Source organism: Flavobacterium sp. P1_E4 (genome assembly GCF_056405915.1).
Map to the genome: position 1 here is coordinate 17,909 of NZ_JBFUBE010000001.1, position 12,562 is coordinate 30,470.

Sequence of the window (12,562 nt, forward strand, 5' to 3'; positions counted from 1 at the left end):
TTAGTTTTTTTATTTGTCTTTATTTTTCAAAATTAAATATAATACATTGCATAAAGGCTTAATACCTTAAAAATCACAAATTATTCTGGAAACTCTTCTTTTACAACCTTCTTTTCCACGACTTCTCTTTTTACAAAATCATAATGATGTTCTATGCTTACATGATTTTGAGTTTCTGCGCTATTCTCTAAAGCGTATTCTTTTTTGAATCCTTTTAGCTTCACCTTTATATTTTCATCGACAGCTCTTGTTGATTTAAATTCATGAATTAAATCCAAAATATCGTGAGCAATATAAACGGTATCATGAGCATTGATAATAACTTTACTATTCTCAGGTATATTCGCCAATGTTAATTTGATGGCCGCTTTATTTAAAAAAGAAACTTCTTGGGCCAAATCAATATGAATAACATCTCCATCAACGTACTCTTCTTTTCTAAAACTATATGCTCTTTTAAGATTACCTCTTAAAATAAATACGATACTAATTGCAATTCCTAAAGCAACTCCTTTTAACAAATCCGTAAATACAACACCTAAAAATGTAGCAATAAATGGCAAAAACTGGTATTTCCCATAATGCCAAAAATGTTTAAAAGTTGCTGGTTTTGCTAGTTTGTAACCAACTAAAATCAACACAGCGGCCAATGTTGCCAAAGGAATCTTATTCAAAAGAAAAGGAATTGCAAGCACAGATACCAATAATAATACTCCATGAATTATTGCTGACAATTTTGATTTAGCACCAGCCGCATTATTGGCTGAAGAACGAACTACGACTGATGTCATAGGTAATCCACCCAAAAGCGAACTCACTATATTACCTATCCCTTGGGCTTTTAATTCGACATTGGTATTGGTAAAACGCTTGTGGACATCCATTCTATCTGCAGCTTCAATGCACAATAATGTTTCAATAGAAGCAACAATGGCAATAGTCAAACCTACAACCCAAACTTTTGGATTAGTAATACCAGCGAAATTTGGAGTCACTATAATCGCTTTAAATTCTTCTATGCTCGTTGGAATAGGCAACGAAACCAGATGCTCTTTTCCGATAGCTAAAGAACTTCCTGAGGTAATGAAAAACTCATTCAACAAAACACCAACAACTACAGCTACCAATGCTCCTGGAACCAATTTTAATTTCTTCAAAGCAGGAACTTTGTCCCACATTATCAAAATGGCGATTGAAGTTAAAGCTATTATTATTGCCCCTAATTGGACATGATTCAAAACATCAAATAAAGCAGAAAAAGTATTATTATCACTTACCTGCGAGAAAGATTCATCTCCTTCAAAATCAGCATCATACCCAAAAGCATGAGGTAATTGCTTCATGATAATAATGACACCAATACCTGCTAACATTCCTTCAATTACATTAGTGGGAAAATAATTAGAAATACTTCCTGCCCTAAGAAAACCTAATGCTAATTGAATTAATCCTGCGATAAAAACTGCCGTTAAAAAGACATCGAATGCCCCCAAATCAGTGATTGCTGTTAATATAATTGCTGTTAGACCCGCAGCTGGTCCCGAAACACTTATTTGTGATTGACTCAAATACCCAACAACAATACCTCCAATTATTCCAGAAATAATTCCAGAAAATAAAGGCGCTCCAGAAGCCATTGCAATTCCTAAGCAAAGTGGTAACGCCACTAAAAAGACAACTAAACCAGAAGCAAAATCTGATTTAAAATGAGTAAAGAGATTAGTTTTTTTTGACATAATATAAAATTATTATAAAATTTAAATTCATTTTTTACTACAATACAATATTGCACGTGGTAGGAAGATAATCAATGTTTAAATATCGATATATCCGAAAAAAGAATACCATTATCATTAAAGCAAAATTAACTTTTGCAAAAAACTCAATCAATTGGTTTGGAAAATCAAAATAGATTTATCCAACAAACAAGAAAGCAACTAAGTAAAACACTCACTTTCAATATTTTGATTAAAATTAAAGTAATTAGACGATTATACCAACAATTAAACTACAAATTCAAAATTTGTTCTATTAATTACTGAAACCATCAATCGATAATGAAATTTGGTAAAAAACTAAACCAGATTTGGAGGAGGAATAAATATGGAAGCACTAATTAAATCATGCTTGGATAAATTTTCAAAAATTATTAGACGAGAGCCTTTTTCAACATCCAAAAATGACATTTCTAAAAAAGGGTTAAACGTATAATATTTTATATCATGCTTTATTTCTTCAATAGAAGAAGAAGAACGAGTATTACAATCTTCACATAGGCTCGTAGCATCTTTGTCTTTTTCCAAGAAAGCCACAATTGTAGGCCCTGCCAGAAATAAAACGAAAAACAATAATACGATACTTGCAAAAACTTTCATGTCGGCAAAAGTAAAGGATAGAAATTGAATTAAAAAATGAGTTATATAAAATTAATTTATTTTTAACACGAAAAAAAAGCCTAAGAGACACAACATATCAATTAGGCTTTCTTTAAAATTTATTTATTTTATATGCTCTCTTCTAACCAAGCGTTCATCATCCAAATGGTTTTTTCCTGCTCTACGATAAAATCACTCATCATAGAATTGGTTCCTTCATCATTAATTTCTGACGCTTTGTTTAAAATTTCTCTTTCTATTTTTAACAATTGAGAAAGAGAACTTACTATTAATTCAATACCAACCACATCGTTTGAAATATTCTTTCCAACTGGTAATTGATTGAATTTAATGTAATCTTCAAAAGTATGTAATGGTCTTCCGCCCAATGTTAAAACTCTTTCGGCAATTAAATCAATTTTTAACTGCGAGTCATTATACAATTCTTCAAATTTAAGATGTAAATCAAAGAAACGTCTTCCTCTAATATTCCAATGCAAACCCCTCAAGCTTTGATAGTAAATTTGATAATTTGACAAAAGTACGTTCAATTCAACTATTATAACCTCTGACTCTTCTACTGGTAATCCAATTGTATTTAGTTTCATGTTTTTTATTTTTATTTATTACTGCTCCAACTTTTATTTGAAACTATTTATTTAATGTTATGTAGCCTTAAAATTACAACAATGCAATGCATCTTTTATATTTTTCATCAAAATTATCTATTAATCTAAAAAAATAGCTATAAATTAAATTGATTGTTTTTATATTTGCATAAAAATATACTATTCAATGACAATCACACAACTCAAATATGTATTGGCTGTAGCCGAACACAAAAATTTCACTCTGGCCGCCGAAAAATGTTTTGTCACTCAACCAACTTTGAGTATGCAAATTCAAAAAATAGAAGACGAGCTGAGTATACAAATTTTTGATCGTACAAAAAAACCGATCCAACTAACTGATATTGGTCAAAAAATTGTTACCCAAGCCAAAAATATTGTTAATGAAGCCGATCGTATACAAGATATAGTAGAACAACAAAAAGGTTTTATTGGTGGTGAATTTAGACTCGGTATTATCCCAACAATTATGCCAACCTTACTTCCAATGTTTTTAAACAATTTCATTAAAAAATACCCAAAAGTAAAGCTGATCATTGAGGAATTGAATACCGATGAAATAATTACAAAACTAAAAAACGGTAATCTTGATGCAGCAATTGCCGCAACACCGCTAGAGGATGAAAAAATCAAAGAAATTGTTCTATACTTTGAACCTTTTGTAGCTTATATTCCTGAAAATAACGTCATTTTCCAGAAAGAGGAAATTGAAATAGATGACCTTAACATTAATGAAATACTGTTGCTACAAGATGGTCATTGTTTCAGGGATGGTATTCTGAATTTATGTAAAAACAGGAATGAAGCTGGGCTAAAATCTTTTCAAATTGAAAGTGGAAGTTTTGAGACATTAATTAAACTGGCAGATGAAGGATTGGGAACCACTTTACTTCCTTATTTGCACACCTTAGATTTAAAAGAATCAGACAAATCAAAACTTAGACATTTCAAGGAACCTAAACCAGCTCGAGAAGTGAGCTTAATTTATCCGAAAAGTGAATTAAAGATTCAAATCATAGATGCTTTAAGAAGTACTATTTCAGGAGTTGTAAAAGGCGCAATTGTCTTTCAAAATGTCCAAATCGTTAGTCCGCTTCTGAAAAAATAATTCAAATATAAAAAAAGGAACCAATTTGGTTCCTTTTCTATTCCTATGATTACCCTATATGTGAATCAAACATTTTTTTAATTCTGGTTTTTCATCCGTAAAGAACAACAACCAATTTTTTAAATGCTCTATTTCATAAGGCAATAAACTCCTTAAGGCTTTTTTCAACTCTTTTTCAAAAAGCTCTGGATCAAAACTTACTCTCTCGAGTACCATTTTTGTATAATCATAAATCATTCTAGACATAACAAAAAAGGTTTAAATATTTCGTTAGTAAACAGGTACAAAAGTATTCAAATAATTTAATCTCACAAAAAAAATTATCCACCAAAAACAAATACTATCGACAAATTACATGTTTTACATATAATTCGAAGCTAAATAACTACAATAAGTGATTTTATCCTTAGTTTCAAAACTTGCAAAAAACACAAAAGGAACCAATTTCTTGGTTCCTTATTATTTATGAATTTACAATTATTAAACACTGTTTCAGTTCTGGTTTTTCAATTGTGAAGCTAAATAACCACTCCCTTAATTGATCCAGTTCGAAAGGTAAAAGTGTTCTTATTGCTTTTTCTAATTCTTTACAAAAAAGTACAGGATCAAAACTCACTCTTTCTAACACAGATTTTGTGTAATCAAACATTACTTTAGACATAATAAATTAAGATTTTTTGGGGTTAGATCTTGATTTTAACGTGATGTAAATGTACATTTTTTTCTCATACAAATCTTTTTTTTAACATAGAAATGTAAAAATTATATCGTTTTCGTAACATAGCTTTATAAATCCATGTCCTAAGCAAAACTTATTTTCTGGCTCTAAACATTTCTCTTTTCCCAGGTGGACCCGCTAATTTCTCAACCGTAAACCCCACTTCAATCATACTCCTCTTGACAACGCCTCTAGCGGCATAAGTTACTAATACTGAGTTTGGTTTTAGTGCGTTGTACATTTTTTCAAATATTGATGTACTCCACAACTCTGGTTGAACACGATAACCGAAAGCATCAAAATAAATTAAATCAAATTTTTCAATGTCCTCAATATTCTCAAAAAACTGCTTCCTTTTTGTCAAAGAAAAGGTTTCTGACAAATCATTTTTTTCTTCCCAATTTACTGAATGTATTTTATCAAAAATAGCCTTTGACTCTAAAGCATTCAATTCCTCCAAATAATTCATAGATTGAATTTCATGTTCAGAAATAGGATAGGCTTCTACTCCAACATAATCTATAGTTTGACCAAGTTCTTGAGCTTCCAAATAGGTTATAAAAGTATTTAAGCCTGTACCAAAACCAATTTCAAGGATGGAAATACTTTGATTTGGAAATAGTGCCAATCCATTTTTTATAAAAACATGCTTAGCTTCCTGTATTGCACCATGTTTAGAATGGTAACATTCATTCCATTCTTTGATATGGATTGTTGTGGAACCATCCTGAGTACGTATTATTTCTCTTTCCAAAATGTATTTTTTGAGGTGATATAGCATTTTCAAACGCTATAATGTGTTCAAAATTAAATAAAAGAATTTCTTATCGCTACCTAAAAACCATATTTTTTATATAATCCATATAATTTCACTTCAATTTTCAAATAAAATTATACAATAAATAAATCACAGTTAAACACCATAATTAATGATATTTTGATAAGTATTTATCCGATTTTTATTTAATTTTGCAATCAATATTACTGGTAATAGAAAACATTTTTTACTGCAGCCATTTTATTAACTAAATAACTATTTTTTTTAAACATATTAAGCAACAATTATGAGTACCACTCAAGCCAACAAAATAGAAATAATAAAAGCAGCTACTTCAAAAATAAATGAAGTTGATTTTGATAATTTAAGCTTTGGAGCAGTATTTACAGATCATTTATTTGAATGTGATTACATCAATGGAGAATGGCAACAACCAGTTATTAAACCGTATGCGCCTTTCTTACTTGATCCATCTGCAAAAGTATTTCATTATGGACAAGCCATTTTTGAAGGAATGAAAGCTTACAAAGATGATAATAATGATGTATGGCTTTTTAGACCAGACGAAAACTACAAACGTTTCAATACATCAGCGGTAAGAATGGCTATGCCAGAAGTTCCCGAATTTGTTTTCATGGAAGGATTGAAACAATTATTAAAATTAGACCAAGCTTGGGTAAAAAAAGGAAATGGAAGTACTATGTACATCAGACCTTTTATGATTGCTACAGGAACTGGCGTAGTGGCAAATCCCTCTGAAGATTATAAATTCATGATATTACTATCACCTGCAAAATCATATTATTCAGGAGAAGTAAAAGTATTAATTGCAGAACATTACAGTAGAGCTGCCAATGGAGGTATTGGTGCTGCTAAAGCTGCTGGTAACTACGCTGCTCAATTCTACCCAACTACTTTGGCTAATAAGCAAGGATTCCAACAAGTAATCTGGACTGATGATGCTACACATACCAAACTTGAAGAAGCTGGTACAATGAACGTGTTTTTTAGAATAAATGACACTTTATTGACTGCGCCAGTAAGTGAGCGTATTCTAGATGGTATTACTAGAAAAAGTCTTATCGACATGGCCAAAAAAGAAGGAATATCAGTAGAGGTCCGTCCTGTATTGGTTTCTGAACTTGTGGAAGCTTCTAAAAATGGAACTTTAAAAGAGATTTTTGGTGCTGGTACTGCTGCAGTTGTTAACCCAATTGCTGGTTACTCTTATAAAGATGTTTATTATGAATTGCCGAAAATTGAAAATTCATTTGCTTCATTATTGAAAGAAAAACTAACAAGCCTTCAAAATAAACTATCGGAAGATACTTTTGGTTGGACAGTTAAGGTATAGATTTTAGACTGCAGAATCAAGATTGCAGATTGAAGTTATAAAAAGAGCGATTTTCAAATTGAAAATCGCTCTTTTATTTTATACTAAATAAGATCCCTTCTTGTTCATTTCGTCAACTAAATAAGTTTCGAAAAATCAGGTTTAAAATAATTTGGTCCTTTCATTACTTTCCCGTCTTCACGGTAAATAGGGTTTCCATCTTCACCTAATTTACTCATATTTGATCTTTGAATTTCATCAAATACAGCTTCAATTTTATGCTGCAGACCATGTTCAATAATGGTCCCACAAAGAATATACATCATATCCCCTAGGGCGTCAGCAATTTCAACTAAGTCATTATTTTGAACAGCTTCAAGATATTCTTCATTCTCTTCTTTCATCAAATTATAACGAAGTATGTTTTTGGCTTCGCCTAAACTAGCTATTGGCGTTTCACTATGTCCTATCCTAAATGCTGTATGAAATTCCTTAACAGCGTTGATTTGTTTTTCCATCCTTTATTATTATTTATTTGAAATGGAAAATTAACAACTATTTCTAAACTATTAGCTAAATTTGCCAAAAAATATTCAAACATGTTCAGCCAAGGTCAATTAATATTTGCACTCTGTTTTTTTATCGCTTTTGTTATAGCAATGGTATTTGCTTATCGGAAAGACGCCAACTTACACAAAGTTTTCTATAAAGGAAATTATAAAATATTAATTGGTTTCTTGATATTCATAGGACTCCTATTTGTAATCAAAATCTATTTCAAAAGATAAATTATACTAAAAAGAGGCTGCCTATACTTTTCTAGACAGCCTCTTCACTTAATTTAAAAGAAATAGAATTAACAATATCCCTTACCAATATTTTTAGTTATTCAATTTTTTCCAATTGCCCTACTTTTTCCCAATTAGGATCAATATTTAAGGCAACAGCAATATAAATATCATCTTTACCTGATTTTTTTAATACGACCCCATCGGTAATCTTAGTCATTTCCGAATTAATTTTATTTGGCGTTAAATTATAAATTGCTCCAGTAATTGGATCTACAACTAATCCAATTAATCCTCCAATTAGTATATTTCCAAAATACCAAGCATTAAAACTTTTTGTTAAATTAGTCTGATATGTTTGATATCCATCCAATTTAATCATTACACTATGCTCACTTTTTCGAGCAAGTTTCATTTCAAAAGGTGTTTTTCCTACTTCCACTTCATCAATAAAAACTGATGCTGAAGAAGGATTACTTGAAAATTTAACAGTTTGTTTTGAACCTGAAATAATAGTTGCACAACTAGAAAACAAAAGAATTAATACTAAAGAGCAAGTGATAATTGATTTTTTCATTTTATATATAATACTTAGAATTAATTAATTTGTATTTGATATTGAGATAACTTAGTAACATCTCCTTCGTAAAAATAAAATTCTACGGTCATTCTATAACAAGTACTCCATAAATCTGGAGTTGTTTTTTGGAATACCTTAACAATATTAGCTCCGTTTGCTCTTGCTAATTTTCTTGCACTAATTAAGTTTGTATCAAAACCACAATCAGTCGAAAATCCACTATCCCCAAATTTTGCTTCCCCAATTTTTTTTGCATTCTCAGGAACCACATTTTGAATATCTAAAAAAGCTACCTTGTCTTCAATTGACAAAGGTTTATTCTGACTTGTAAAACTTGATTTAACGCTAGCTCCACAACTAATTAACAAAAATGGCAGCATTATAGTGAATAGTCTTTTCATAATTCATTCCTTAGATTAAATAATATTTTTATTTGTTTATTGGCATCAATTTCAGAATATTCAATAATTTACAATAGCAGAAATTGAATAACACACTGATTAATAACACCTTATTTATATATATTTTTGTAATATTTATCTTTTAAATATAGAAATATATTTGGCAAAATCAAGACTATTTTTTTAAATAAAAACAAAAAAAGGATGTCTTCTTAGACATCCTTTCTTATATAGATTCATTATTTATATAAACCAAATACCAAATTCATAAACACCTGATTTTCAGTCTATACATTGAAAATATTAAAAACTGTTTTCTTTTAAAAAAAGCAATAAGTTCCAATAACTTTGGATTAGCATTAGCAACTTAATTTTCCAATGGCAAAAAACCATAAATTTTAGAATAATTCAACATTTGTTCAGCAAAAGTTTTAGGTTGTTCTATTGCTATCGACAGTATCTCTCCTTTAGCATTTAACTTGGGAACCAAAACTGGATTAACAAAACCACTATATGGAGCATCTGGAAATTGTTTGTTTCGTTCCAAAACTTCAGCGTGTAACTTTTGATCAACTTTCACACCATAATTTTCTACTAATGCTTTTCCAGCTTCATAATCACCTTCGGATTTAATGCGCTGAACTTCTTTCAATAATTGACCAAATAAATCATGTAATTTATCGTRATCGGTAATATTAAAATAGGTTTTTCCATCACGGTTAATCATTTCGATAACATTGTCTTTTTTACCTTTTTCATATACCCAAGCACTTACCCATTGACGATTTCTCATATGAGCTTCCTCAATATTAGCCCCCAATTCTAAACGAACCAATTGAGTCATCAAACCATTTCTGATATAACTGTCATAACACTCCATTCCTAATTCTTTCCAATTATCAACCAAACCAATTTCTTGAATTTTTGGGCTGTACAAATAGTATAAGCCCACTAAATCAGCTCTTCCTTCTTCTAATGTTGAAGAATAATTTTTCAAAGTTTCTTTTGGAGTTCCAACGCCAGGATTAATTTGACCTGATGCATGTCCTACCACTTCATGCAAAGAAGTATGCAATTTACTTCCCAATTCAGCATATTTTTCAGCTAATCTTATTTCCTCAGCATCATTGGCAAATTCTTGCAATCTACCCTTTCCTGCAGCTTTGGAGTAAGCATCAATAATATTTCCAAGTGAAACCGATTTAGAACCATAATCTGCGCGAATCCAGTCTGCATTTGGCAAATTCACCCCGATTGGTGTACTTGGTGATGAATCCCCAGATTCTCCAGCAACAACAACCGTTTTATAGGAAACCCCAACAACATTTTTCTTTTTGTGTTCAGATGCCAATGGGGAATTATCTTCAAACCACTGCGCATTTTTCGATACTACTTCCATTTTTTTGGACATATCAAAATCCTTAATTTGAACAATTCCTTCATAAGAACCTCTATAACCCAATGGATCATTATAAACTTCTATAAAACTGTTGATGTAATCAATATTTCCTTCTGTAGCTTGTAACCAAGCAATATTATAGTCATCCCAAGTTTTAAGGTCTCCAGTTTTATAATATTTGATTAAAAGCCCAATGGCATCACCTTGTTTTTTATTTTCAGCAACTTTTTGCGCTTTCCCCAACCAATAAATAATTTTATCGATTGCTGGTCCGTACATACCGCCACTTTTCCAAACTTTTTCAACTAATTGTCCATTCGCATTTCGAACTAATTTAGAATTCAAACCAAAAGAATAGGGTTTCTTTGGATCTGGACTTTTTTTCGTAGCATAAAAAGCTTCCACTTCTTTTTGAGTGATTCCTTTGTCATAGAAATTGATAGCTGATCCTTCCAATAATCCTTTTGAAGCATCAAGATTAACTCTTTTCGAATCAACATCATTGAATAAAATGGCAGCTATTTTTGGAGACAAATTAGTTTTGGTAGCTTTCAATAAACCATTAAAATATTCTATTGAAAAATCCGGTTTGATTTTTTCTGTTGAATAATGGTGATGAATACCATTTGAAAACCAAACTCTTTTTAAATAAATTTCAAAATTTTTCCAGTCGGCTGCGTCTTTATCCCCTTTATAATTTTGATAAATATTCTCCAATGCTTTTCGGATTGTCAAGTTGTATTTATAATGCTGATCCCACATTATGTCACGCCCCGAATTTCCTGCTTGTGTAAGATAATAAACCAATTCCTGCTCTTTCAGAGTAAGATTTTCCCATCCTGGGATTTGATAACGCAAAACTTTTATATCCGAAAATTGCTCAACAAAGAAATCCGAAGATCCTTGTTGATTAGATTTTGCTGTTCCATTTTTATCGTTTTGCGCATTACCTTCAATCGAAATCGCAAAAACCATAAAAAGACCTGCTATTTTAACTAATTTCATTTATATTTCTTTTAGATGTTAAACAAATAAATACCTAACAAATATACTGATTCTTTAAATAAATAATAAAAACAAAGCCCCTAATAAATCCTAATTTACATATTTATCAACTCCAAAATAATTATTCTCTAAAAAAACAAACCTCTACAATACAATTTACACCATAGAATTTCGTTCCGTTTTAATCACTATACTAACATAGGAAAATACAATTCATCCAAAAACACTTTAACATTTTATCTCTTGTTATTATAGTATAATTAATTAAATTTCTAACTTTACAACAGAAAAACAATCAGCCCCATTATGAGAATTATTAAATACCTTTTTCTTTTATTTCTATTAAGCCTTGTAGCACTTACTATATATATTGCAACACAAAAAGGAAATTTCACAGTAAAAAGTAGTAAAGTAATTAATTCTCCAAAAGCAACTGTTTTTGGCTATGTAAATGACTATAAAAACTGGCAAAAATTTAGCTCATGGATCGCTTCAGATAAGGATATGAAATTATCCTATTCACCAACAACTATAGGTAATGGAAGTTCATTAACGTGGGAAGGCGCTAACGACATAGGTAGCATACGAACTTTATACACAAAAGGAAACGACAGTATTGTTCAAAAAATGGAATACAATGGCACTTCTTCTGATGTGTTTTTGAGTTTCAAAGACACTGTAGGCGGGACCAAAATAACCTGGAAATCAGTTGGAAAAATGGATTTTATGTTAAAAGTAAATTCTTTTTTAACTGGAGGAACACAAAATACTTTATCCAATGTTTATGATAAATGCTTAGCAAATCTTGACAAGACTCTTGATTTTGAAAACACCACTTTTAGTGTAAAAATAAATGGTATAGTGCAAAAACTGGAAACTTATTATCTAAGAGAATCCTTCACAAGTAAAATATCCGACATCACGCGAAACGCAAATGTTGTATTTCCAAAAATCCTTACTTTTTGCAAGCAAAACAATTTACCCTTAAACGGAAAACCTTTCATTATCTATCATACTTATGATACAATTAATGATTTGACCAGAGTCTCCTTTTGCATCCCTATCAAAGAACAAATTTTTACCAGTGAAGGAAGTGAAATTTTGGCTGGAAAACTGCTAGCTTTTAATGCATTAAAAACCAGTTTAACTGGAAATTATACCTATAAAAACAAAGCTTTAGAAAAAACAATTGAATACACTACTAATAAACATATCCTTATAGGCTCTACTTTTTCACATTTAGAAATATTTACTATTGGCAAGAATGAAAGTTTAAGCCCTTCAAAATGGCTAACAGATATATATTTCCCGATAAAACCAAAAGTCATCCCAACACCTTATAAAAAAGTTGTGAAAGATAGTACTGTGACTGCTCCAGCCCCAGCTACTAAAAAAAGTCAAGAAGAATTCGAATTTTAATTTAATATTCGGATTAAACCTTTTCCATT

14 protein-coding genes are annotated in these 12,562 nt (G+C 30.5%); 4 read left to right on the forward strand and 10 right to left on the reverse strand.

The annotated features are described in order from the left end of the window. Positions 1–80: 80 nt before the first annotated feature. The 3 genes from AC1DY0_RS00095 to AC1DY0_RS00105 form a co-directional block, all read right to left on the reverse strand. Positions 81–1,736: a SulP family inorganic anion transporter gene (locus tag AC1DY0_RS00095; protein ID WP_477186658.1), complete on the reverse strand. Its 1,656-nt coding sequence runs from the start codon at positions 1,734–1,736 to the stop codon at positions 81–83. A 339-nt stretch (positions 1,737–2,075) separates the two neighbouring features. Next, positions 2,076–2,375, reverse strand: coding sequence for a hypothetical protein (locus AC1DY0_RS00100; protein WP_477186659.1), 300 nt, complete (start codon positions 2,373–2,375; stop codon positions 2,076–2,078). Positions 2,376–2,503: 128 nt separating this feature from the next. After that, a complete protein-coding gene (locus tag AC1DY0_RS00105) occupies positions 2,504–2,983 on the reverse strand; it encodes a Dps family protein (protein WP_477186660.1) in 480 nt (159 codons plus the stop codon). Positions 2,984–3,170: 187 nt separating this feature from the next. Between AC1DY0_RS00105 and AC1DY0_RS00110 the strand changes: the two genes are divergently transcribed. After that, entirely contained in the window at positions 3,171–4,112 is a 942-nt protein-coding gene (locus tag AC1DY0_RS00110) for a LysR substrate-binding domain-containing protein (RefSeq protein ID WP_477186661.1), read from the forward strand. 54 nt (positions 4,113–4,166) lie between these two features. Here the strand turns inward: AC1DY0_RS00110 and AC1DY0_RS00115 are convergent, their stop codons facing one another. From AC1DY0_RS00115 to mnmC2, 3 genes are all read right to left on the reverse strand, one after another. Further along, positions 4,167–4,358 (reverse strand): hypothetical protein, encoded by a 192-nt coding sequence (locus AC1DY0_RS00115; RefSeq protein ID WP_477186662.1) that lies wholly within the window; start codon positions 4,356–4,358, stop codon positions 4,167–4,169. A 217-nt stretch (positions 4,359–4,575) separates the two neighbouring features. Continuing rightward, positions 4,576–4,773 carry a hypothetical protein gene (locus AC1DY0_RS00120; protein WP_077371965.1) on the reverse strand — a complete coding sequence of 66 codons (198 nt, stop codon included), beginning with the start codon at positions 4,771–4,773 and terminating at the stop codon, positions 4,576–4,578. Between the two features lie 151 nt (positions 4,774–4,924). Further along, positions 4,925–5,584 (reverse strand): tRNA (5-methylaminomethyl-2-thiouridine)(34)-methyltransferase MnmC2, encoded by a 660-nt coding sequence (gene mnmC2 / locus AC1DY0_RS00125; protein ID WP_477186663.1) that lies wholly within the window; start codon positions 5,582–5,584, stop codon positions 4,925–4,927. Positions 5,585–5,894: 310 nt separating this feature from the next. Here mnmC2 and AC1DY0_RS00130 point away from each other — a divergent pair, with 310 nt between their 5' ends. After that, the gene (locus AC1DY0_RS00130) at positions 5,895–6,962 is read left to right on the forward strand and encodes a branched-chain amino acid aminotransferase (protein WP_477186664.1); all 1,068 of its coding nucleotides are present in this window, start codon (positions 5,895–5,897) and stop codon (positions 6,960–6,962) included. Positions 6,963–7,078: 116 nt separating this feature from the next. On the opposite strand, the gene AC1DY0_RS00135 is transcribed toward AC1DY0_RS00130, so the two are convergent. Next, on the reverse strand, positions 7,079–7,459 hold the full coding sequence (locus tag AC1DY0_RS00135) for a pyrophosphohydrolase domain-containing protein (protein WP_116795604.1): 381 nt from the start codon (positions 7,457–7,459) through the stop codon (positions 7,079–7,081). 81 nt (positions 7,460–7,540) lie between these two features. On the opposite strand from AC1DY0_RS00135, the gene AC1DY0_RS00140 reads away from it, so the two are divergent. Next, a complete protein-coding gene (locus AC1DY0_RS00140; RefSeq protein ID WP_477186665.1) occupies positions 7,541–7,729 on the forward strand; it encodes a hypothetical protein in 189 nt (62 codons plus the stop codon). Positions 7,730–7,826: 97 nt separating this feature from the next. On the opposite strand, the gene AC1DY0_RS00145 is transcribed toward AC1DY0_RS00140, so the two are convergent. The 3 genes from AC1DY0_RS00145 to AC1DY0_RS00155 form a co-directional block, all read right to left on the reverse strand. Next, a complete protein-coding gene (locus tag AC1DY0_RS00145; RefSeq protein ID WP_477186666.1) occupies positions 7,827–8,306 on the reverse strand; it encodes a PEGA domain-containing protein in 480 nt (159 codons plus the stop codon). Positions 8,307–8,326: 20 nt separating this feature from the next. Next, entirely contained in the window at positions 8,327–8,710 is a 384-nt protein-coding gene (locus AC1DY0_RS00150; protein WP_477186667.1) for a hypothetical protein, read from the reverse strand. Between the two features lie 367 nt (positions 8,711–9,077). Further along, positions 9,078–11,114: a dipeptidyl-peptidase 3 family protein gene (locus tag AC1DY0_RS00155; protein ID WP_477186668.1), complete on the reverse strand. Its 2,037-nt coding sequence runs from the start codon at positions 11,112–11,114 to the stop codon at positions 9,078–9,080. Between the two features lie 306 nt (positions 11,115–11,420). Between AC1DY0_RS00155 and AC1DY0_RS00160 the strand changes: the two genes are divergently transcribed. Continuing rightward, positions 11,421–12,533, forward strand: coding sequence for an SRPBCC family protein (locus AC1DY0_RS00160; RefSeq protein ID WP_477186669.1), 1,113 nt, complete (start codon positions 11,421–11,423; stop codon positions 12,531–12,533). Positions 12,534–12,562: the final 29 nt, after the last annotated feature.

Excerpts from the sequence above, each read along its gene's own strand:
- AC1DY0_RS00135 (WP_116795604.1), bottom strand. The coding sequence starts at position 7,459 with ATGGAAAAACAAATCAACGCTGTTAAGGAATTTCATACAGCATTTAGG.
- AC1DY0_RS00095 (WP_477186658.1), bottom strand. The coding sequence starts at position 1,736 with ATGTCAAAAAAAACTAATCTCTTTACTCATTTTAAATCAGATTTTGCT.
- AC1DY0_RS00140 (WP_477186665.1), top strand. The coding sequence starts at position 7,541 with ATGTTCAGCCAAGGTCAATTAATATTTGCACTCTGTTTTTTTATCGCT.
- AC1DY0_RS00160 (WP_477186669.1), top strand. The coding sequence starts at position 11,421 with ATGAGAATTATTAAATACCTTTTTCTTTTATTTCTATTAAGCCTTGTA.
- AC1DY0_RS00145 (WP_477186666.1), bottom strand. The coding sequence starts at position 8,306 with ATGAAAAAATCAATTATCACTTGCTCTTTAGTATTAATTCTTTTGTTT.
- AC1DY0_RS00150 (WP_477186667.1), bottom strand. The coding sequence starts at position 8,710 with ATGAAAAGACTATTCACTATAATGCTGCCATTTTTGTTAATTAGTTGT.
- AC1DY0_RS00110 (WP_477186661.1), top strand. The coding sequence starts at position 3,171 with ATGACAATCACACAACTCAAATATGTATTGGCTGTAGCCGAACACAAA.
- AC1DY0_RS00115 (WP_477186662.1), bottom strand. The coding sequence starts at position 4,358 with ATGTCTAGAATGATTTATGATTATACAAAAATGGTACTCGAGAGAGTA.
- AC1DY0_RS00100 (WP_477186659.1), bottom strand. The coding sequence starts at position 2,375 with ATGAAAGTTTTTGCAAGTATCGTATTATTGTTTTTCGTTTTATTTCTG.
- AC1DY0_RS00105 (WP_477186660.1), bottom strand. The coding sequence starts at position 2,983 with ATGAAACTAAATACAATTGGATTACCAGTAGAAGAGTCAGAGGTTATA.
- AC1DY0_RS00130 (WP_477186664.1), top strand. The coding sequence starts at position 5,895 with ATGAGTACCACTCAAGCCAACAAAATAGAAATAATAAAAGCAGCTACT.
- AC1DY0_RS00120 (WP_077371965.1), bottom strand. The coding sequence starts at position 4,773 with ATGTCTAAAGTAATGTTTGATTACACAAAATCTGTGTTAGAAAGAGTG.